Source organism: Streptococcus sp. 9.1 (assembly GCF_016648815.1).
Classification (GTDB): Bacteria; Bacillota; Bacilli; order Lactobacillales; family Streptococcaceae; genus Streptococcus; species Streptococcus salivarius_E.
Window position 1 is genome coordinate 23542 of record NZ_JACLQS010000007.1, and the last position, 22969, is coordinate 46510.

18 protein-coding genes and 1 riboswitch are annotated in these 22969 nt (G+C 40.3%); of the genes, 8 read left to right on the forward strand and 10 right to left on the reverse strand.

All coding sequences use genetic code 11. The annotated features are described in order from the left end of the window. Positions 1-125: 125 nt before the first annotated feature. Entirely contained in the window at positions 126-1100 is a 975-nt protein-coding gene (locus H7T93_RS06210; RefSeq protein WP_398578082.1) for a sensor histidine kinase, read from the reverse strand. Further along, the gene (locus tag H7T93_RS06215) at positions 1090-1770 is read right to left on the reverse strand and encodes a response regulator transcription factor (protein WP_048675379.1); all 681 of its coding nucleotides are present in this window, start codon (positions 1768-1770) and stop codon (positions 1090-1092) included. The genes H7T93_RS06210 and H7T93_RS06215 overlap by 11 nt, the downstream gene beginning before the upstream one ends. Before the next feature lie 206 nt (positions 1771-1976). Then, positions 1977-2072: riboswitch (purine riboswitch) on the forward strand. Between the two features lie 146 nt (positions 2073-2218). Between H7T93_RS06215 and H7T93_RS06220 the strand changes: the two genes are divergently transcribed. Next, a complete protein-coding gene (locus H7T93_RS06220) occupies positions 2219-2800 on the forward strand; it encodes a xanthine phosphoribosyltransferase (RefSeq protein ID WP_004182304.1) in 582 nt (193 codons plus the stop codon). Then, positions 2800-4068: a nucleobase:cation symporter-2 family protein gene (locus H7T93_RS06225; RefSeq protein ID WP_145517405.1), complete on the forward strand. Its 1269-nt coding sequence runs from the start codon at positions 2800-2802 to the stop codon at positions 4066-4068. The genes H7T93_RS06220 and H7T93_RS06225 overlap by 1 nt, the downstream gene beginning before the upstream one ends. Before the next feature lie 49 nt (positions 4069-4117). On the opposite strand, the gene H7T93_RS06230 is transcribed toward H7T93_RS06225, so the two are convergent. Together H7T93_RS06230 and H7T93_RS06235 are read right to left on the reverse strand one after the other, a co-directional pair. Further along, the gene (locus H7T93_RS06230) at positions 4118-4534 is read right to left on the reverse strand and encodes a pyridoxamine 5'-phosphate oxidase family protein (protein WP_201041697.1); all 417 of its coding nucleotides are present in this window, start codon (positions 4532-4534) and stop codon (positions 4118-4120) included. A gap of 111 nt (positions 4535-4645) precedes the next feature. After that, complete coding sequence (locus H7T93_RS06235; protein ID WP_201041698.1) at positions 4646-6247, reverse strand: ABC transporter ATP-binding protein; 1602 nt, start codon at positions 6245-6247, stop codon at positions 4646-4648. A 91-nt stretch (positions 6248-6338) separates the two neighbouring features. Here H7T93_RS06235 and H7T93_RS06240 point away from each other — a divergent pair, with 91 nt between their 5' ends. Continuing rightward, the gene (locus H7T93_RS06240; protein WP_145517273.1) at positions 6339-7172 is read left to right on the forward strand and encodes a helix-turn-helix domain-containing protein; all 834 of its coding nucleotides are present in this window, start codon (positions 6339-6341) and stop codon (positions 7170-7172) included. A gap of 63 nt (positions 7173-7235) precedes the next feature. Continuing rightward, the gene (locus tag H7T93_RS06245; RefSeq protein ID WP_002891247.1) at positions 7236-8585 is read left to right on the forward strand and encodes an MATE family efflux transporter; all 1350 of its coding nucleotides are present in this window, start codon (positions 7236-7238) and stop codon (positions 8583-8585) included. A gap of 885 nt (positions 8586-9470) precedes the next feature. On the opposite strand, the gene msrB is transcribed toward H7T93_RS06245, so the two are convergent. The 3 genes from msrB to manA form a co-directional block, all read right to left on the reverse strand. Further along, positions 9471-10421 carry a peptide-methionine (R)-S-oxide reductase MsrB gene (gene msrB, locus H7T93_RS06250; protein ID WP_145517272.1) on the reverse strand — a complete coding sequence of 317 codons (951 nt, stop codon included), beginning with the start codon at positions 10419-10421 and terminating at the stop codon, positions 9471-9473. 134 nt (positions 10422-10555) lie between these two features. After that, positions 10556-11884, reverse strand: a complete 1329-nt coding sequence (gene brnQ, locus H7T93_RS06255; RefSeq protein WP_073685796.1) for a branched-chain amino acid transport system II carrier protein — start codon at positions 11882-11884, stop codon at positions 10556-10558. A 215-nt stretch (positions 11885-12099) separates the two neighbouring features. Continuing rightward, on the reverse strand, positions 12100-13041 hold the full coding sequence (gene manA / locus H7T93_RS06260; RefSeq protein ID WP_037602183.1) for a mannose-6-phosphate isomerase, class I: 942 nt from the start codon (positions 13039-13041) through the stop codon (positions 12100-12102). A gap of 372 nt (positions 13042-13413) precedes the next feature. On the opposite strand from manA, the gene H7T93_RS06265 reads away from it, so the two are divergent. The 3 genes from H7T93_RS06265 to H7T93_RS06275 all read left to right on the forward strand — a co-directional run bounded on the left by H7T93_RS06265 (position 13414) and on the right by H7T93_RS06275 (position 14756). Then, positions 13414-13866 carry a DUF3290 family protein gene (locus tag H7T93_RS06265; RefSeq protein ID WP_037602185.1) on the forward strand — a complete coding sequence of 151 codons (453 nt, stop codon included), beginning with the start codon at positions 13414-13416 and terminating at the stop codon, positions 13864-13866. Continuing rightward, a complete protein-coding gene (locus H7T93_RS06270; protein ID WP_037602187.1) occupies positions 13863-14495 on the forward strand; it encodes a DUF421 domain-containing protein in 633 nt (210 codons plus the stop codon). The genes H7T93_RS06265 and H7T93_RS06270 overlap by 4 nt, the downstream gene beginning before the upstream one ends. A gap of 66 nt (positions 14496-14561) precedes the next feature. Then, on the forward strand, positions 14562-14756 hold the full coding sequence (locus H7T93_RS06275; RefSeq protein ID WP_037602189.1) for a CsbD family protein: 195 nt from the start codon (positions 14562-14564) through the stop codon (positions 14754-14756). 55 nt (positions 14757-14811) lie between these two features. Here the strand turns inward: H7T93_RS06275 and H7T93_RS06280 are convergent, their stop codons facing one another. From H7T93_RS06280 to H7T93_RS06290, 3 genes are all read right to left on the reverse strand, one after another. Then, the gene (locus H7T93_RS06280; RefSeq protein WP_037602191.1) at positions 14812-17454 is read right to left on the reverse strand and encodes a carbohydrate-binding domain-containing protein; all 2643 of its coding nucleotides are present in this window, start codon (positions 17452-17454) and stop codon (positions 14812-14814) included. A 119-nt stretch (positions 17455-17573) separates the two neighbouring features. After that, the gene (locus H7T93_RS06285; protein WP_037602193.1) at positions 17574-18017 is read right to left on the reverse strand and encodes an ASCH domain-containing protein; all 444 of its coding nucleotides are present in this window, start codon (positions 18015-18017) and stop codon (positions 17574-17576) included. Positions 18018-18090: 73 nt separating this feature from the next. Beyond that, positions 18091-19476, reverse strand: coding sequence for an amino acid permease (locus tag H7T93_RS06290; protein WP_037602195.1), 1386 nt, complete (start codon positions 19474-19476; stop codon positions 18091-18093). A gap of 325 nt (positions 19477-19801) precedes the next feature. On the opposite strand from H7T93_RS06290, the gene H7T93_RS06295 reads away from it, so the two are divergent. Next, positions 19802-22951, forward strand: a complete 3150-nt coding sequence (locus H7T93_RS06295; protein WP_037602197.1) for a KxYKxGKxW signal peptide domain-containing protein — start codon at positions 19802-19804, stop codon at positions 22949-22951. Positions 22952-22969: the final 18 nt, after the last annotated feature.

Consider the following 22969-nt stretch of genomic DNA (forward strand, 5'->3'; position numbering starts at 1 on the left):
TAGATTTGGAAGAGATTTTAGGAACCTCTTACTTAACTTCTGATACCATTTTATAGAAAAAGCAAGGTCTCAACCATAACCCTTGCTTTCATTTCTAGCCTTATTTCTTACACTTTTGTAAGTTATTAATCAATAGCCAACTTCTGCTTTTGAAAATGAATAGAAACTGTGGTCCCTTGACCTACTTGGGAACTAATACTAATATCATGTCCAAGCTGATCAGCAATCTTCTTAGAAAGATAGAGACCCAGTCCAGACGACTGCTGAGTCAAGCGGCCATTGTAACCTGAAAAACCACGCTCAAAGACACGTAAAATATCACTATCCTTGATACCAATCCCAGAATCTTTAAGATAAAGCCTATTATCTTTGAAGTAAATGTCAATGCCACCACTCTTTGTGTACTTCAAACTATTTGATAAGACCTGCTCTACGATAACCAAGAGCCATTTTTCATCTGTAACGACCATAACATCCAAGTCATGTAAATTAATAGTCAACCCTTTTTGAATAAAGAAAATACTATGCTTTTTAACAACTTCTTTAACCAAGGGGGCTAATGCAACATGCCTCAACTGCAAATCATCATGAAAGTTTTCCAAACGTAAATACTGCAAGACCAGATTGGTGTAGGCATCAATCTTGAAGACCTCTTGCTCCAAGAGAGCCCTCGTTTTACTATCTGTAACATCCCCTAACAATAATTGACTGGCTGCTATTGGCGTCTTGATTTGATGCACCCAAAGGGTATAGTAGTCCATCAAATCTGTATAGCGCTTGCGCTCCTCCTCAGTCTGAACCATTTGACTCTCCTTAGCATTTTCCAAGGCCTGAGCTAGATAAAACTCTAAAGGACTTGATGGTGTCATTTTCTCATAGAGATAGGCTAAGTTATAAGACTGATAAGAGCTAACCAAGTCCCAAATAACTATGATGATAGCCACAAATGTCAGTATGGTCAAGGCATAATGAAGAATATCTGCTGCCTCTTCAAATAAAAAGGCAAACAAAACCAAGATGATTCCATTAAAAATAAACAAAAGATAGAAAGGTAGACGAGACCTAATCTGATATTTGATAAATTGACGCTTATCCATCATGACGCAACCCGTAACCGACACCTTTCTTGGTTTCAATAAAATCCTTCAAACCAACTGCCTCTAACTTCTTACGTAAACGTGCCACATTGACAGACAGGGTATTATCATCAATAAAGAAGTCACTGTTCCAAAGCTCCTTCATAAGGTCTTCCCGACTAACGATATTTCCAGCATGGTCGAAGAGAACTTGTAAAATCTGAAACTCGTTCTTGGTCAAAGAAACGACTTCTCCCTGATAAACCAGATCCATGGCCTTAAGGTTCATAATCACACCCATATATTCCAAAAGACTCTGATCCTTTCCAAACTCATAAGATCGGCGCAAAAGCCCTTGAATTTTTGCCAAGAGAACATTTTGGTCAAAGGGTTTAGTCACAAAATCGTCCCCACCCATATTGATTGCCATAACGATATCCATGGCCTGATCCCTGGAAGACAAGAACATAATAGGCACCTTGGAGACCTTACGAATTTCCTGACACCAATGATAACCATTAAATAGAGGTAAACCAATGTCCATAAGAACCAAGTGGGGCTCTACTTTTACAAAAATAGATAATACTTCCATGAAATCTTCAACAAGAACAACTTCGTAACCCCACTGTTCTAGCATTTTTTTGACTTGTTGACGGATAACCTCGTCGTCCTCCACTAATAAAATCTTATGCATAACTCAACCTCTTTCATTTCCCACTATTATAACAATAAATACCCCAAGAAACGACCTTTCTCAGGAAATCTTACAATAATGTTAGATTGAATTTTCCAACTTTTAAAATAGTGCGTTTTCATAGGAAAAATCCTTTGAGTCTTCAAAGAAAATATAGTATTATTATAGAGTTGATATTGGTTTATCATCAACCAACGACAGCTTCATCGAATAATGAGAACATTACTTATTTATGTCACGAATCGGCGTGACGTTTCTACAAGGTGCCGTAACACCTAACAATAAGTAAGTCATAAAGTCATAAAAAGATTTACCGTCTTTTTGTGATTTTAAAGGCTTGCTTTGCAGGCCTTTTTCTGTTATTCGATTGTTTTGATCTTTGTCAGAGTCTCAATGGAATCTGAGAAAATCAAAATACACTTTAGTTTTATTTTTTATAGGAGGTAATATGAAATTACTGGAAGACCGCATTCTCAAAGATGGGAATGTCCTTGGGGAGAACATCCTCAAAGTTGACTCTTTCCTCACTCACCAAGTGGACTTTGATCTCATGCGTGAGATTGGAAAGGTCTTTGCTGAAAAGTTCAAGGATGCAGGCATCACCAAGGTGGTGACTATCGAGGCATCTGGTATTGCTCCAGCCCTCTATGCTGCTGAGGCTTTGGATGTCCCTATGATCTTTGCTAAGAAGGCTAAAAATATCACCATGAATGAAGGTATCCTCACTGCTGAGGTCTACTCCTTCACTAAGCAGGTGACTAGCACTGTCTCTATCGCAAGCAAGTTCCTCACTCCTGAAGATAAGGTTCTCATCGTTGATGACTTCCTAGCTAACGGCCAAGCTGCCAAAGGCTTGATTCAAATCATCGAAGAAGCTGGCGCACACGTCGAAGCGGTCGGTATCGTTATTGAGAAATCTTTCCAAGATGGTCGTGCCCTTCTAGAAGAAGCTGGCTACCCAGTCGTTTCACTTGCTCGTTTGGATCGTTTTGAAAATGGTCAGGTCGTATTTAAGGAGGCAGACATCTAATGCAAAATAAAGAAAAACATTCGCAGGCGGCGGTCCTAGGACTGCAACACCTACTTGCCATGTACTCGGGATCAATCCTGGTTCCAATCATGATTGCTGGTGCCTTGGGCTATTCAGCTCATGAATTAACCTACTTGATTTCAACCGACATTTTCATGTGTGGTGTAGCAACCTTCCTCCAACTTCAACTTAATAAATACTTCGGTATCGGTCTTCCAATTGTTCTTGGGGTTGCCTTCCAGTCAGTAGCACCACTTATTATGATTGGTGAGAAACACGGTAGTGGTGCTATGTTTGGTGCTCTTATCGTTTCAGGGATTTATGTTATCCTCGTTTCTGGTGTCTTTTCAAAAGTGGCCAATCTCTTCCCTTCTATCGTTACGGGATCTGTCATCACTACTATTGGTTTGACCCTCATCCCTGTGGCTATCGGAAATATGGGAAATAATGCTGATAAGCCTACTGGTCAAAGCCTCTTCCTTGCAGCTATCACCGTTCTCATCATCCTTTTGATTAATATTTTCACTAAAGGATTTATCAAATCCATCTCAATCTTGATTGGTTTGATTGTCGGTACTGCTATCGCAGCAAGCATGGGCTTAGTTGACTTCTCACCAGTGGCTGCGGCACCTATTGTCCACGTGCCAACACCATTCTACTTCGGAATGCCTAAGTTTGAGTTGTCATCAATCATCATGATGTGTATTATCGCTACAGTGTCTATGGTTGAATCAACTGGAGTTTACTTGGCCCTCTCTGATATTACCAAAGAACCACTCGATAGCACTCGCCTTCGTAACGGTTACCGCGCTGAAGGTTTGGCTGTTCTCCTTGGTGGCCTCTTCAACACCTTCCCATACACTGGTTTTTCACAAAACGTTGGTCTTGTGAAATTGTCAGGTATCAAGACTCGCTTGCCAATCTACTATGCAGCTGGTTTCCTTGTTCTTCTTGGACTCCTTCCTAAGTTTGGTGCCTTGGCTCAAATCATCCCAAGTCCAGTCCTTGGTGGCGCTATGCTTGTTATGTTCGGTTTTGTTTCTATCCAAGGGATGCAAATCTTGGCACGTGTTGATTTCGCCAACAACGAACACAACTTCTTGATTGCTGCGGTATCAATCGCTGCAGGGGTTGGTCTTAACGGCAGCAACCTCTTCAACAGCCTACCAAATGCTTTCCAAATGTTCTTCTCAAACGGTATCGTCGTTGCAAGTTTGCTTGCCATCGTCCTCAATGCCATTTTGAACCATAACAAAAAAGAAAAATAACACAAGAACACCCCTTATAGATTCACCAATCCAATAAGGGGTGTTTTTATCATAGTTTTAAGGTGCTGATTGTAGCCAAATCTTTTGTAACAATTGCGGTATCAAATTTCACCTCAAATAGAATCAGCGATTCTCCTGCGAAATCTATTGTCTTTTTATAATCTGGAACCTTTGCAATGAACTGTGCTTCCAAATCGAATATCGTTTTCAAACTTCTTTTTGCGAGACCTTTGGCTTTGACATGCTGGTTTCCAGTGTGAGGGATAGTTGTAAAAGCGATTGAAGGATTTTCTTCTATCTCCTTGACCTTGTTATTATCTTTAAATGTCGAAAAATAAAGAATATTATCACAAGGGTCGAAATAGAAATTAACGATTCTTACATTAGGAATGTTATTCACAGAAGTAGCCAAAGCCATTTCTGTTTGTTCCGCCATTATTCTCAAAAATTCTGTTTTCGTGTTCATTTTCAAAGCCTCATTTCCTTAGATTAATTATATAGGTCTGTTCCAAGTTTGTAAATCGAAAGAAAAGACTAAGCAACTACTCTGTCTAACTTTTACTGAAAGTAGCTCGTACTATTTAATTCTTACGATTGACTTATTTTCAATTCTATAGACAGCATCGTAATCTTCCAAATTGTAATGATGGGCAATTTCAATAATACTATTAGGCAATTGTTGCAAGACATTTCTTATTTCTCTAGAACTTGCTGCATCTAAAGAAGCCATCATCTCATCAGCAAGTAAAACCTGCTTGCCTCTCAAAATAGCACGTGCAATCTCCAGTTTTATGATTTGACCACCTGAAAAGTTATCTCCAGTTAATTCATAGTCTAATTGGTGACAACAAGCCTCCCATAGTCCGACCTTTTTTAGTGTTGAAATGAGCACTGAGTCTGAATAATCTTGATAAAGAGTTAGATTATGTCGCACACTTGTATGAAAGACATAGGGATTTTGATGAATAATTGCAATGTTATCTAAATTTGGAGTCAGCTCCCTTCCATCTATACTTTTAAAAATGATTTTCCCACTATATGCCTTATCTTGCCCTGATATTAACCTAAAAAGTGTTGTTTTCCCAATACCACTATCACCAACTATAAGATTATGCTGAGACAATGAAAAAGTAACCGTAACATCTTGAAAAATCTCTTGATTATCATAAGATTTAGTGACGTTTTTTAACTGAATTTCTTTTAAAGTATGTATGTGATGCCCTTTTGAAGGAATTTCTGACTCACTTCCAAATGTCAATAATTTATCTTTTATCACTTGACTTGCTTGAATACTTGCAATAGCCTCCAGAATCTGTTGTAAGGGGTTAATAAGATATGTTGAAGCAGACATCATAGCAATAAGTGTAGTAATTGAATTTTGTTTCATGACAAGACCAATCACAAATGGTCCAATCAAGCCGACAGCTTTCAGAGGTCCTGTCCAAAACATAACTAAATTATGAAGTGTATAATACTTAAATTGTGTCGTCTCCATCTCACTAAGGGTTATGAGAGTTTGCTTTACATTCTCTTTTTCTGCTTGGTTGCAAATAATCGTTTCAATCCCTTTACCAAAGTCTGTAATAGCTCTTAAATTTTTCTCTTTTGAGCTACTTAGTAATTCTCCTGACTCTTTTAACTTTCTCTTAAATATAAACTGAGGCAAAATCATCAGAAAGGCACCTACAGTAAAAAGACTCCCTACAATAATATTTTGTTTGAGCAGATAAATTACAGATACTAGGACAGAGGCGCCCCACACTGGCGAGATAAGAAAAGATTGGAGGAACTCCTGGTCTACAATTCCAAGATCTTGTGTCAAGAGTGAGCAAAGCTCAGAATCGGATATGTTTTTAGGAAAGGCAGCATGATTCTTTAAAATATTTTCTGATAGGCTTACATTAAACGCTCTAATAATAGAACGAAGCAGAATATTCTCTATATACATAAAAGCGTACACAACCACCCAAAGAGAGATACTCGAAAATGTAAAAACTATTAAATCCCGACTATCACTACTATCTATATGACCTGCCACCTGGATAATTATAGGTATTACAATGCCTTGACACGAATAAAGAAGCGCAAAAATGATATAAAGTACCATTTCCTTCTTAGGAAGTAGCTTAATAAATCTAAGCAGTGACACAGCAACCGATTTAGTTTTTTCAATAATCATTGCTTTTACCTCCTTCCATTTGATACTATTATTTTAGTTTACTAATAGTATCAACTATTGAAATTTCGGAAATCCGATAAGGAAATATTATATGGAACTAGGTCAAAAATTTAAACAGATTCGGAAACAGAGAAAATACACTATCCAGAGACTCGCTCAAGTAGCAGGATCTGTAGCGAGTATTTCAGACTTTGAAAATAACAAAACATCGCTCTCAAATGATACTCTTTTCAAACTTTTAAAACACCTAAAAGTCGAATATAATGAATTTTTCGGACAAGAATATCTTGTGGACGAAACCTACATAAAACTTGCTAATCAATACAATCAAGCTTCAAATAACCTAAATTTTGAAGCACTGGAGCAAGTCGCAGAAAAGTTTCGCATTTTAGGAGAAACCAATTATAGTGATTATCTGATTAGTCTTTGTATTACCTGTCAGGTTTCAAAACTTCAAAACCAGTCAGTTAACCAAGATATTGCTACAGAACTTCAAAACTATTTCTTTTCGATTGATATTTGGACACTTCTCGATATTGATTTACTGGATATGGTAAAGGATATCTTCACAGAAGATGCGCTAAAAATCTACATCAAGGAACTCCTATCAATACTCAATAAAAATCCTAGAAATAATTTAGATCGAATCACTTTAGATGTTATCAGTCGTTGTATTTTCCAAATCATTCTTTACGGAAATCAAGAAGATAGTGACTACTATATAAACGAACTAAAAACTATTCAATTACCAGACTATTTCATGTTACAAAAACTCTACCTTAAAGAACTAGAAGCCGCATACCTTTATAAATTTATCGATAAGAACATGGGAAATTCATTACATAAAGAAGTTCTCCACTGCTTGGCTTTTATGGGAGATGACGAAAATTTGAGAGAATGGGCCCAAACTTTCCGTCAATTATAGACTTTATTGGATAACAGTTGTACAATGATTATATAATTTGAAAAATTTAGAAAGGAAAACAGAATGCACGAAACACATTCTCTCCGTGAGCGATTCCTTGTTTTCTTCAAGATTTTTGTGCCCATACTGATTTATCAGTTTGCCAACTTCTCGGCAGCCTTTGTGGACACTACCATGACTGGTCAATACGATACCCTACACTTGGCGGGGGTAGCCATGGCAACGAGTTTATGGAGTCCTTTTTTCACCTTTTTAACAGGTATCGTCTCTGCCTTGGTTCCTATTATCGGACACCATCTAGGGGCAGGTCGCAAGGACCGAGTGGCACCTGATTTCTATCAATTTCTTTATATGGCTTTGGGTCTATCACTTATCCTCTTTGCCCTTGTTTTTCTGGGGGCACCTTTGGTTTTGAACCATCTAGGTTTAGAACCTTTGGTCAGAAAGGTAGCCCTTGGTTATTTACGCTTTTTGAGTCTTGGTATTATTCCCCTCCTACTCTTTAGCGTGGTTCGCTCCTTCCTTGATGCGCTTGGACTCACGCGCCTTTCCATGTACCTCATGCTTCTGCTCCTACCCCTCAATGGTTTCTTCAATTTCCTCCTCATCTATGGCATTGCTGGTTTACCAGAGTTAGGGGGAGCTGGAGCTGGGCTTGGAACTTCATTGGCTTACTGGGCCCTTCTCCTTATTTCCATCTCGGTTATCAGAAAGCATAAAAAGATTAAGCCCTACCACATTGAAAGGATTCAACCCCTTGATAAAGCAGCTCTGCTTGACGCCCTTAAACTAGGTCTCCCTATTGGTGGAACGGTCTTTGCGGAAGTCGCCATCTTCTCTGGTGTTGGTCTGGTTATGTCTAAGTATCCGTCACTAGTGATTGCTAGTCACCAGGCGGCCATGAATTTCTCAAATCTCATGTATGCCTTTCCTCTCAGCATTTCCAGTGCCATGGCTATCATTATTTCCTACGAATTTGGGGCCAGACGCATGGATGCCGTCAAGAGCTACAGCAAGCTGGGACGGTTGACAGCCCTAGGATTTTCTATCTTTACCTTGATTTTCCTCTACTTCTTGCGTTATGATTTGGCTGAACTTTATGGGCATGAGCCTGACTTTTTGAGAATGACGGCCATTTTCATGACCTATAGCCTCTTCTTCCAAGTTGCAGATGTCTTTGCCGCTCCGCTTCAAGGAATCCTGCGTGGCTATAAAGATACCAAGGTACCTTTTTATCTCGGTGTCCTAACCTACTGGGGCATCACCCTCCCAGTTGGCTTCCTGCTTGAAAAAGTCACTGGACTTGGTCCCTATAGTTACTGGATTGGCCTGATTGCCAGTCTTATCGTCAGTGGTCTCTGTTACCAGTGGCGCTTAAATAGAATCGTCAAACGATACGAATCACAACAGTAACATACCTGAAGCAGTCTTTTCCGACTGCTTTTTCTATGTCCAAATCTCGATAATACAGAAAAAAACCTCCTACATATTGAAAACAGATAAACTGTTATCAATACACAGAAAGCTTCTTTTGATGAGTGATTAATTAAATTCAGATTTTCCTGACCTATTACCAAACTGGATTCATTAATGAAAACATAGATGTTTAATATTGAAAAAAGTATCACAGAGACCAGCTGGATCAACTAGGGCAAAATAAATCATGACTAAACCACACAGAGCTAGGAAATGATAAAGATAAACTACTTTCTCCCCTGTTTTAGGAAGTAAAAGAAAAGACCAGAACCACAAGACACAAATGGCTATTAATATGATTAGTTTATTCATCCATTCCATAATAATCTCCGTCAAAAAGGTTTAGCACAATAAAATAGTCCTTAGGACTATCTGAATGTTATCACAAAATCTAACAAGCGCTGTCATTACTTCTTAAGGAAATATCTTAGTATTCTCTTGCTAGTCTTGTTTTGGTAAGTTAAGACATATAAAATCATATTGGGAGGTTGGGAAGACTCATTATTACACAAAGTACAATAATGTTTACAGACGCCAAAACCAGCAAAAGCCAAGGAGAAGGACACATTTACACTTGTCAGATTTCTCACTATTATAGTGTACTATTTTTTCTATATACGAAGTAAAACAAATTGGATAAAATTGTAAAAAAATGTAATGAAAGGTCACTTTTTTGTCCTGAACGGTTAGGTAACATGTTATGTTAGCTTTAAAGGGCTTTCAATAAATTCTTTTACAGGTAAAAGAGGCTGGTAGCAAGCAGTACCAAACTCTTATTTTATGATAAGCTTCTGCTAGAAAACTCTTAATACTAGTGAATAATCAGTCTACTTGGTCAAGTAAGTAGGCGTAACCTTCTTTTTCCATATCGGCTTTAGGCACAAATCGTGTCGCTACGCCATTGATACAATAGCGTAAACCACCCTTGTCACTTGGACCATCTGGAAAGACATGGCCAAGATGAGAATCCCCCACACGACTACGGACCTCAATACGATCCATATTGTGAGAATAATCTTCCTTGTAGTTGGCTACCTCAGGACTAATAGGGCGAGAGAAACTCGGCCAGCCACAGGCTGAATCAAACTTATCCTTGGATGAAAAGAGTGGCTCGCCAGTCACCACGTCAACGTAAATTCCAGGCTCAAATTGATTCCAAAGCGGACTAGTAAAGGCACGCTCCGTTCCATTTTCCTGGGTCACAGCATAGGCTTCTGGACTCAAGCTTTCCTTAAGCTCCTCCTGATTTGGCTTGTGATAAGCACTGGCATCAATGACCGGACTAGCTGCCTGATGGACATTGATATGACAGTAGCCATTAGGATTCTTCTTGAGATAATCTTGATGGTAATCCTCTGCAGGAATAAAGTGCTTCAGAGGCAACAATTCAACTGCCAAAGGCTGACCGTATTGCTCAGTCATTTCTTGGAAAACTTGCTCGATAATTGGCAAGTCATTTTCATCGGTATAGTAAACACCCGTACGGTACTGACTACCCACATCATTGCCCTGTTTATTTTTGCTTAGAGGGTTGATGATACGGAAGTAATGTAGCAAAATCTCTCGCAATGACACCTTGTTCGTATCGTAGGTCACTTGAACAGTTTCAGCGTGGCCCGTCTGACCAATAAGTTCATAGCGAGTCGTCTCATTACGCCCATTAGCATAACCCGAAACAGCATCAAACACACCAGGAACACGTGAAAAGTATTCCTCCACGCCCCAGAAACAGCCACCAGCAAGATAAATAGTATGATTATTAGGATTTGACATTTTTAACACTCCCTTCAATAGATACTTGCATCTCCACGCCTTAAGTGTAACGCTTTTGAGAAGATTTCGCACTTAAGGTGACTTGGAAAGACACAAAAAAAACCCACCACATATTATGTGATAGGATATTATTTTTATTCCATTTCGAAGCTTTCGCTCTTAATCTTATCAGGTAAGATGAGAGACAAAAGAATACACAAGATGGCTGGTATCAACCATGGCAGTGATGCTCCCGACAATGGGAGGAAGTTAATGAGGGCATTGAGTCCCGCAAGTTTAAACTGGCTTCCAATTACACTAAGCAAGGCAATCAGCGTGACTACTGCAACTGTCACTTGCATACCAGGTTTAGACAAGGCCACGAACTTGTTGGCAATCACAATCATAACAATCGTGATAGTAATTGGGTAGAGAATCAAAAGCACTGGCACTGAGAAAGCAATGATATTGTTAAGTCCCAAGTTGGCAATCGCAAACCCAATCAAGGTAAAGATAATGGCGTAAGCCTTGTAAGATACTTTCGGAAATGCCTTGTGGAAGAATTCCCCAGTCGCAACAATAAGCCCTGCGGTTGTTGTGAAGCAAGTCACTGTCACCATGATAGCTAAGAAAATCTGAGCCGCTGGTCCAAAGATGGCTTGTGTGGCTTGTGACAAGACACTTGCACCAATATTGGCATCTTTTGGTAATCCCGCCACTTGGAGTGGGAAATGATTCCCCAAAAAGGCTAATCCCAAATACAGAGCACCAAAGAGGATAGTCACTACGAAACCAACGACCCAAATCGTTGAGATATACTCTTTTTTAGACTTGAAGCCTAATTGGTTGAGTGTGACTACTGCTACTACACTGAAGGCCACAGAAGCCAAGGCATCCAAGGTGTTGTAGCCTTCCAAGAATCCTTTACCAAAAGCAGAAGCCTGATAGGCTTGACTTGCATCCTGAGGATTGTGACCACCATATTTAAATGCTCCTGCCACGATAACGACAACAATCATGATGGCAAAGATAGGCGTCAATATACGTCCAATACTATCTAGAATTTTAGATGGATTCATGGCAATCCAAAGTGCTAGAGCAAAGTAGATTACGGTAAAGACAAAGAGCCAAAGGCTAGTATGTCCACTTCCAATCAAAGGAGAGAAGCCAATTGAAAAGGCGGTGGCGGCCGTTCTAGGAATGGCAAAGAAAGGACCAATGGACAGATAAAGTACTGCCAAATAGACTAGGGCAAACTTAGGCGAGATTTTTTGAGAAATCTCATGAATGTAACCCTTAGGATTTAAAGTCCCGATAACCAGTGTTAGGATGGCAATACCAACACCTGATAGGACAAAGCCGGCAATGGCTGGCCAAAAATGACCTCCAGATTCAAAGCCTAGCTGAGGGGGAAAGGTCAGATTTCCCGCTCCAAAGAACATACCAAACAACAATAAAGCTGTAAGGCTTCCCTTTTTTAACATAAGTTTCTCCAATCTAAAACAAACAAGATCTTATGCCCCAAATAGACACAACTTGTTTATTATAATTTTAGTCAACTTATTTAGTATGACATGATTAGTTTGGAACTTCAAGCTATTGAAACGTATTTACAAAGGTTTTTAAAATTGCAAATTTTCTGTATCCTTGTACGAAAAAACTAGACAAGATTCTCATCTCGTCTAGTTTGATATTTTGATTATGGGTGACTGACAATCAATTCAAGCTCTCCCTTAATTTGCCATGTTTCAACATCGCTAGGAAGAATAAAGTGGCTGCCTTTTGCAATTTGGTATTCTTGATCATCGACTAAGAGGCTTCCTTGACCGTCAAGTACACTAAACAAACTGTAATCAGCAGTCTTTTCAAAATCAGCCTTACCTGAGATTTCCCATTTATAAACGGCGAAGAAATCACTTGCTACTAAGAGCGTTGATTTGAGGTCATCTACTTTTGTTGTGACTGGTCGACTGTTGGCTGGCTCACCGATATTAAGGACATTGATAGATTTTTCAAGATGGAGTTCACGCAGGTTACCTTGATCATCTTTACGGTCAAAATCATAAACACGGTAGGTCGTATCACTAGATTGTTGCGTTTCAAGAACCATGATACCTGCACCAATAGCATGCATGGTACCACTTGGCACATAGAAGAAATCTCCTGCTTTAACTGGAACCTTGGTCAAGAGATTTTCCCAATCCTTACTTTCAATTTGCTGGCGCAATTCTTCTTTTGATTTAGCATTGTGACCATAAATGATTTCTGCGCCTGGTTCAGCGGCAATGATATACCAACACTCTGTTTTACCAAGCTCACCTTCATGTTCAAGTCCATAAGCATCATCTGGATGAACTTGCACACTAAGCCAATCATTAGCATCCAAAATCTTAGTCAAGAGAGGAAAGACAGGTTCCTGACGATTGCCGAACAACTCACGATGCTCTGCATAAAGGGCATCCAAAGTTTGACCGGCATAGCGACCATTCTTGATAGTAGAGACGCCGTTAGGGTGAGCTGAGATAGCCCAGTACTCTCCAACATGGTCGCTAGGAATGTCGTAGCCAAAGACATCACGCAAATTCGTGCCACCCCAAATCTTCTCCTGCATGACAGATTGTAAAAATAATGGTTCAGACATAATTACTCCTTTTTCTAGGAACGAGAGGCCTTAACATTTTTTGGAATTCAAGAAAAGGTGTTGACTCTCTTAGAGATTAACAGTGAAGTCTTACATAAAATAACCAATCTCTTTAAGTTACCAGACTTCTGATTCTCGAAAAATTTAGGCAAGTTCTGATTGTTGATTACCTCAATTATAAGCATAATTTGTGAAAATATCAACAAAGTCCTTAAAGAAATCATAAGATTTTGGCTTAATGGCTGCAAGTCATTTCAATAGCAAATTTCCTTTAAGAATCCTACTCATTCCTTCATTTTTCGGATAGATTAATTGAATTTAAAGACTTTTTAATCTATAATGTTAGTGATACTATGAAAGGAAATCTTCTCAATGAAATTCTATTCCTACGACTATGTGCTAAGTCAGATTAGCCAACAAAACTTGGTTATGGTTGCCATTACTGCAGGACTTATTTTAGTGACCGGTGTATTTGCTTTTAAAGCCTTCAAAGAACGCCATGATACTAAGTTTCGTGAACTCTCTATTATTTCTATTTTAACCTTAGTTGCCGTGGTTCTAATTGCTATCAGTAATTTCCAAAGCAATCAATCTAACAACGACCAATTTAGAGCATCTCTTCACTTTATCGAGGTTGTGTCTAAAAATCTTGACGTTGATAAGAGCAAGGTTTATGTCAATACTTCTGCTGCCACTGATGGAGCTATCGTAAAAGTTAAAGACAACTACTACCGTGCCATTGCAGGTTCGGATCCCGATAGCTACTTGCTAGAACAAATAAAACTTTACAAGTCTGATGTTGAACTCGTGGAGGTTAAAAAATGACATCTTTTTATCTTACTGTTGCAATTAAACTAGCTTTGGGGCTTATTTCACTCGTCTTTGTTATCAATTTAACAGGTAAAGGAAACCTAGCACCTAGCTCAGCTACTGACCAAGTACAGAACTTCGTCCTTGGTGGAATCATCGGTGGAACAATTTATAGTAGTAACGTTTCCATCCTCCAATATTTCGTGATTTTGATTATTTGGACGATTTTGATTTTACTTCTAAAATGGCTTAACACAAACATTCGCTTTATCAAACACTTGATTGACGGTAAGCCAACAGTCATCATCAAACATGGTCAACTAGATCCTGAAGCTTGTCGCTCTAAAGGACTTTCAGCCTCTGATGTCGCTTTAAAATTACGTTCTCAAGGAATTTTTCAACTCAAAGAGGTTAAACGTGCTGTAATTGAGCAAAACGGCCAATTGATTGTGGTTCGTGCGGGTGATGAAAATCCGAAATACCCAATTGTCACAGATGGCGTTGTTCAGTTGGAAATTCTTGACAGTATCGGAAAATCTGAAGCATGGTTAAACGACGAACTTACTAAAATGGGATATGACAACATTTCAGATATCTTCATCGCTGAATACGATAAAGGAAACATTAATGTCGTTACTTATTAAACAAATCACTTGCATTACCGTCTAATATTGTCTACAATGGTCTCATCATAAAAAGGAGGTTCTACTATGGGAATCGAAGATAAATTGAATCAAGCTAAAGGCGCTCTTAAAGAGGGTGCTGGTAAACTTACTGGCGACAAAAAAACTGAAATCGAAGGTGCTGTCGAAAAAGTTGTAGCAAAAGCAAAAGACGGTATCGAAGATGTTAAAGAAGGCGTTGAAGGTGCTGTTGAAGGCCTTAAAAATAGCTTTAAAAAATAAGTAAAAAAACTGTATCTGTTAATCAGGTACAGTTTTTTATACTTAAAATGAGAGATTACTTACGGGAATGCTTGCTTCCCTTAAGTGCAAATGATGTTGTCATGAGTACAGCTCCTAATGCGCCTAAGCCCAAGCTACTCACATCACCAGTATTTGGTAGGCTAGATTTACTTGTTGTTTGGTTGCTTTGTGAGCTTTTGTCAGACTGGTTAGACTTAGAGCTTGTTTGATTATTTGTTTTTTGTGCAAGATTCGTCTGTACGACTGGGCCTACATTTTCCTTTTGACTTGAAACTTCTCTTGGCTGACCTTTTGATGCTTTAGAGCTTTGATTTTGAGGTTGGAGCTTATCCAACTTTTCAGCAGTCTCATGAGCTTGTTGTTGGGCACTGCTTGATGTATTGGTCATTGTTTGTGTCGATTGCTCTTTTGTAGGCTGGTTAGCGAGAGAGGTATTTGATTTAAGCGATGCTCCTTCAAAGCTTGAAGGATTTGATGTTGACGTATTTTGATTTGATAAAGCTGTGTTTGTCGCTGTCATTGCTGGAGCATTGGTAGCTGGTTGATTAGCACTGCTGCTTGTCGTAGGGCTCATATTTATAGAGTTTGAGCTACTTGTTTGACTAGCAAAGTTTGATGGGGTAGGACGTCCAGTATTAGCCGTCTGGCTTGTTGAACTTGTACTACTTGTGCTAGTTGTATTCTCAGAACTTGTCGAAGCAGATTGACCCCATGGGGTATTGACGGTACCCGTATTTGTAGAGCTGCCACCATAGCTAGTTGGTCCGCCGTAGCCTCCGAAGTTATCAGACATTGAACTATTACCAAAACCACCACCTGGGAAGCCGCCCATGCCACCAGCACCAGGACCATTGTTTGTGCCTTCTTCAGTAGCTGTTGCAGTCACACTAGCACCACTTGATGTCGTAATGGTATAGGTTTCACCCGAAGTTAGACTCTCGGTACTAAAGACCACATTTCCAAATGAAGTTGTTGCTGTTGTGGTCGCTACAACATTTCCAGAACTATCTGTAACTGTGATGGTATCTCCAGCACTACCAGAGATGTTGGCCATGATATAAGACTGGCTTGAACCTGTTGTAAAGGCTTGAGCCATTCCTTGGTTACCAATAGCCCATACAGTACCGCCCGAAATAATACCTGTTCCATCGTAGTCGATAGCAGCATTATCTGCACTTGTCTGAGCGACGTAGAGAGAACCACTTTTCACTGTCACATTGCCGTTACTGTCGATACCATCACCATCTGCCAAGATAGTTACCGTTGCACCGTCAATATTGATGCCCACTTCATTTTCCAAGTCAGAAGTCGAATTGGTTAAGCTTGAAGTATCAGCGCTGTCCTTGGTCGTCCACTCAGTGGCGTTAATACCATCATCACCAGCAGTGATATCAACGGTTCCACCTGTCAAATTGATATAACGCCCTTCAAGGCCTTCGTCACCTGCTACAACTGTTACTTTAGAATTGCCTTCGACAGTCAATTCATCTGTAACCGTGATACCTTTATCAGTTGCATTAATGGTTACCGTTGAGTCGGTAATCGTCAAATCACCACTGTTCACATCTGTTTCGTCTTCGACCTGAATACCGTCATCAGTTGCTGTGATGTTGACTGTGGCATTTTTAATAGTTACAGCTGTCGTCGCATTGATACCATCTTTAGCCTCTGACGTCAAATCAAGCGTTACTGAATCAACAGTCACACTATCAGCCTTGATGGCGTGCTTTTCAGTACTTGAAAGGGTAAGGGTGCTTCCAGTACCACTGGTAATGGTCAAAGCTCCCGCTGCTTCGATGGCATTAGCAGAAGTCGCAGAAATGGAACTGTCTGAAAGGACATTCACTGTCAATTCTGCTGAGGAATTAGAAGTGATTGAGGAATCTGTTAAGGTCACTCCATCCAAGTAAATTGTAACTGGATCCGTCACGCTACCAGCCACAATAATAGTATAACTTGAGCCATTACCTGTTAGTGTATATGAACCTGATTGATTAATGGTAACGGTAGTACCATCAACCGTCACTGTGCTACTATCACTCGTTACCACCGTTGTCCCATTAAAGGTAATCGTAGTCGTTGTACTTTCTGAATCAGTGCTGCTAGAATCCGTTGTGGTTTCTGAAGTTGTATCTGCAGAATTATTGGTTAGAACTGAAGCTGTCTCTGAAGCGGTCGCTTCAGTGGAGCTTGTGCTTGTATTAGTGCTACTGTTTTCATCTGTAGTAGTTGTTGCCGTTTCTGAAGTTTCATTAGTTGTTGTTGCAGCAGTTTCAGAAGAACTGGCTTCTGAAGTTGAAGATGTGCTTGACTGATTAGATGTTTCACTACTTGTCGATGTATCTGTTGTGTCGGATGTTGTACTTGTTGCTGACGAAGCCGTGTCGGAAGTCGTAGTTGTAGTACTTGTATCAGTGTCTGTACTTGTTTCAGTACTATTTGACGAATCTTCTGTCTGAACACTTTCTTCAATCAAATCGGCAGTGGTTTCACCCGTCGTAACCGTTGAGAGTGTTGATTCGGTGTTAGTCTCATCGGCTGAAGCCTTATTTTCATTTAAGACGACCGAGCTACCAAAAATTAAGCTCGCTACTAGGACTGAGCCTGCAGTTTTCCATTTTGATGATTTTTTAATGGCGTAACGTTCTTGTGTTTGTTTGCTATGTTTGTATGTCATATCTTAGACCTCTTTCTTACTTTTGAGATGCCTTTATTAAACACAAGAAACCTAAGACAAGACTTAAAGAAAGGTTAATCTTTCCTTAAAGTAAAAAGTCCCCAAGATATTGGGAACTTTTAATCTATAGGATAAACCACTCTAAATTCTTCCAACACAACTAGACTGTCCTGACTAAAATGTAATCCAACCTCATGCAACCAATTGCTAAAGAGATTCTCATGAAGCTCTTGCCAATAGGTTAGCCCACAGTCTCCTTCACCTTCCTTGTAGGCATGGTCTTCAGAAACCTCTTTAAATGGGATGACCTCAACTTTCGTCGTTTCAATAATACAAATAGCATTCTCCTTACTATCAAGAATGACGCTTAGTTCATTTTCCTTGGGCAATGGTTCATTCCCCACTGCATACAAGTCAAAAGCTGAACTGGTTGCTGTCTTTTGCCCCATCAATACGAGTTCTGCCAAATAATCTGCTTCCACGCCAAAGGCCCAGGCATCAATCTTATCTCCGATTGTCTGATTTAAAATCTTATAGGCTTGCCACATCTGGTCTGATTTCATCAATCTACTCCTGCTTTTACTTTCCTTCCATTATATCAAAAAACGCTAGATCATCAGACCTAACGTTTTCATCTTAATACTTAGAATGTTTGTAACCGTAAAAGGCATAGATAGCTGACCCAATTAGCACTGCCAAACCAAAGGCTAACCATGTCTGCCAACTGTACTGACTCATAAAGGAGAGGCAGACGATAATTGAAATAATGGGCAAGACAGGAACAAATGGAACCTTAAACTCATCCTTCTGTGGCAAACCCTTGTCCTTACGAAGAATAATGAGGGCAATAGCCAAGAGGACCAAGTAAGCCAAGGTCGCAATGTTAACCAAGGACGCCATATTGGCCAAAGAGAAGATACCTGCTGAGATAGCCGACAAAACGCCTGTCAAAAGCGTCGCATGATGTGGAACCTTATTAGTCTTTGAAACCTTTTGGAAGGTTTGGGGAAGGAAACCATCACGCGCCAGGCTATAAACCATACGGCTAAGGGCATAGGCCATTGAAATACATACCGTAATCAAGGTCATAATAGCAACGACAGAGACGTAGTTGGCTGCCCAAGAAATACCGATATAGCGAAGGGCATAAGCCACGGCATCGTCGACATTCAACTTGGTATAGTGAACCACTCCTGTCAAGACGAGAGAAACCACTGCATAAAGTGAAGCCACAATAATCAAGGCAAGAACGATACCTCGAGGAACGTTCTTTTGCGGCTCTTTAATCTCGTCTACGGTCATAGAGATAGACTCGAAACCAAGGAATCCAAAGAACATGAGAGAGGCACCAGCCATAATCCCAGTTTTTCCTCCATAAATCTGACCAAACCCAAATGGTGCAAAATCTGCCCAGTTGCTAGGATTCAAATGGAAGAGGCCCACTAAGATAAAGACCGCCAAGGCTGAAAACTTGAGCACTACCAAGAGGGAGTTCAAACGTAAAGCCTGTTTAGAATTCATGAGAAGAAGAGCCGTCACCAAGACCAAGACCAAGACTGGCAAGAGGTCAATGTAAGTGCCTTGACTGGGATTGAAAGGTCCACTGATGGCTTGAGGCAACTTAAGACCAAAACTAGCCAGTAGCCCCTTGAGGTAGGCACCCCAACCAGAGGCCACACTGGATACAGCATTCATAAAGACAATCATGGTCAACCAGCCACCCATCCAAGCAGGATACTCCCCCCAGACAGCATAGAGATAACCATAAACACCACCAGCCGATGGGTAACGTGAGGCAAACTCGGCAAAGAAAATAGCTGACATCCCAACACACACGGCTGAAATCAAGACCGAAATAATCAGGGCAGGACCAGCTAGAGTCGATGCCGCGGTACCAGTAATCGTAAAGATTCCTGTCCCAACCATGGCACCGATTCCCAGAAGGACTACATCCCTAAGGGTCAGATGTCGTTTCATCTCAGTCTGAGCGAGACCGACGTCCTTTTTACGAAAAATACTCATTTTTATACTCCATTTTTTGCGAAATACCGGACTATTATACCATATTTCTTGGCCTAAAAGGGCCCATTTCTGTATTTTTATACTTTTATTGTTGAATGCTATGCCAAAAATGGGGACTCCCAGTGGTTGCTTTTTAATTTTACATACATCTCGATTAAAAGGAGCTTGCTAAAGTGGTCCTATATCATTCTATTTCGTTTCTCAAATCCTTATCTGGAAAGAATTTTCAATTTTTAGAAAAAACATGAAAATCTTATGAATGCGTTTGATTCTTCTAATAAAAGATGTTAGAATGGGGTCATTAAAAAGGAAAAGGGGAACTTTTATGGAAAATAAAGTTCATTTTAAACTTCATAAAGTGAAAAAACAATGGGTTACCATTGCCGTGTCTGGTTTGGCACTTGGTGCCTCATTGATTGGAGTTGGTGTCTCTGCCGACGAGCAAGCTGCCAATCAAGTTACCTCAGCTAGCACGCCTGAAAGCGTCAGTCAGGATCCTGAGCTTGTTGTCACAGAAACAACTGTAGCTACGACAAAAGCTAATCAAGGCGCAACCAATAAGGCAACTGATACAACTGCTACTGTCACAACTGATAAGCAGCCAGTCCTTAAGGAAGACCAAGCAAGTAGCACTTACAATTTGTCTAGTGGCGAAACGAGAACCGCTACCTCAACTTCAGAAACAGCTAGCACAGTCACCGAAGTAAACAGTCAAGCACCGGAGTCTGTTGAAACTACTGTCGTTTCTGGCGGTCAATTCAAGAGCGATGCTGAGGGCAACTGGTACTATCTCAAAGATGGGAAAAATCTGACAGGTGCCCAAAACGTTGACCATTTCGACCTTTATTTTCACGAGGATGGCAAGCAAGCCAAGGGTGAGATTATCACAGAAAATGGACAATCTTACTACTATGACAAAGCCAATGGACGTAAGGTAACCAATACCTCTATCAACATTGATGGTCAAGCCTACAAAGCTGATGCCCAAGGTCGTTTGACAGCAGTTCTGCCTGAAACGAACAAACGCAACCAGTTTATTGAAGACAACAACCAAAACTGGTATTACCTCGGCAAAGATGGCAAACCCGTCACTGGTGCTCAGAACATCGATGGCTTTAACCTCTACTTCCACGAAGATGGTCGACAAGCTAAAAACGAAATCGTCACTATTAATGGTGATAGCTACTATTTCGATAAAGACAATGGACGTCGCGTAACAGGTCTCCAAGCTCTTAACAACGTCAACCATAAATACTTTGGCTTTTACTACTTCGACAAAGATGGCAAGATGGTCAAAGATGACTTCATCACTGAAAATGGAAATCTTTACTACTTTGATGCTACTGGTAATCAACCTAATTTTGTCTTTGTTTCGGATAAAGCTGGAAACTGGTATTACATCAATGACTTCAAGGCAACTAAAGGCTTCTCAGACCCATTTGGTTTCCAAACCGAATTCCTAGACCGTAGCCAAGCTCACTACAAGACAAGCGTTCAAAACCTGAACGGACAACAGTATTACTTTGATCCTAAGACTGGTATTATGGTAACCAATCGCTATGTTTCTGACGACAAGGGTAATTGGTATTACTTTGGTAAAGATGGTAAGGCGCTTCACGGTTTTCAAACGGTTGACGGTAGCCTTCACTACTTCAATGACAATGGTCAACAAGTCAAAGGGGACTTCCTTTACTACGGTAACGATATCTACTATTTCGATAAAGATAATGGAAATCCAGTAACTAACCAATTTATCAATAGAGACAACTCTTGGTACTACTTCGGAGCTGATGGTAAAGCCGTGTCTGGTTTCCAAACCATTAACGGACAGAACCTTTATTTCCACGAATATGGTGTACAAGCCAAGGGACAACTGGTTACTGTTGGTGGCAAAACCTACTACTTCGACCCAAATACAGGTGACAAGTGGGTACATCGCTCACTTACCTTAAACGGTACGGTCTATAACTTTGATAGCAATGGTGTGGCGACTACTAAAGCTGACCAAACCACAAATCGAAATCAATTTGTTAAAGGTACTGATCAAGAATGGTACTACTACGATGCCAATGGTAAAAAGGTCACTGGTTTCCAAACTATTAACAAGGACCTCTTCTACTTCAACGATAAGGGCCAACAAGTCCGAGGAAAGATTTTCAACCTAGGTGATAACCACTACTTCGCCAACAAAGACACCGGTGCTGTCCTACGTAATGCCTTCTACCATGATAAATCTACTGGGCGTTACGGTGACTTCTCTGAAAACATCTACTACGCTGGCAATGATGGTGCCTTCAAGACAGGCTGGTTTGAAGTTGATGGCAACCGTTATTATGGTAGCGACTATTCTGATGACGACACACCTAAAGGAAACCTCTACACAGGAGTTATCAACTCTCAACTCTTTAGCCCAGATGGAAAACTCTTGACAAACGGTCTCTATCCTGAGTTCAAGCGTACTGGTGAGAATTCGTATGAACTTGAAGGTGTCTATGTTACAGATGCCGACGGTAATATCAAAGAAGGTCCTTATCAATATGATGGTAAGATTCTTGGATCTAAATATAGTAACGTCCGCCAATCACAATGGTCAACTTTTGACGAATGGGATATTCTTAATGGACACCTCTACCATTTCGACTCAACACCTATGACCTTCACAGCACCAAATGGCCAAAAAGTGACCACAAACGTTGCCATTGCAACAACTAACAAGGCCCTTACTTATCGTGGCGTAACCTTTAATTTTGATGCCAAGGGTATTGATGCGGCAAAAGAAAAAGCCATCCACTTTGACCAATTGCAGACGGATCGTAGCGGTACAAGTTATCTCTATGAAAATGGTCAAAAAGTCACTGGCTTGAAGACATTTGATGGCGTCACTTACTATTTCTATGAAGATGGCCGTCAAGCCAAAGGCACAGAGGTTACAATCAACGGTAAGACTTACCAATTTGACCAATTGACTGGTATCATGACACGCAACGCCTTTTCAAAATCATACAACTACGAAGGTTCTCCACGCTTCCCATACTACCCAACACGCTACTATGGTAACGATGGAGCTGCTCTTACTGGTTGGCAAACCATCGATGGCAAAGACTACTACTTCCGAGCTAGTGGAAACCTCGAAACAGGACGTTTTGTCATCGGAGACAGAGCCTATAATGCTGATGACAATGGTGTAGTTGCTGACCGCAAGGGTGAGCCTGCTTATCGCAATCGCATTGTCTACGATAAAGGTGACAACTACTATTACAATGACAAAGGTGAAAAAGTGACCGGCTTCCAAGAAGTTGATGGCAAGGTCCTCTACTTCGACGCTGAAGGCAAACAAGTCAAAGGACGCTTTGTCACAGTTGATAACTACACCTACTATTTGGACCCTAAAACAGGAGAAAAATACACTAACCGCTCTGTCCTCATCGACGGTAAACTCTATACCTTCGACAAAGAAGGACATGTCGTGTCATAAGATGAGATGAAACCGAGA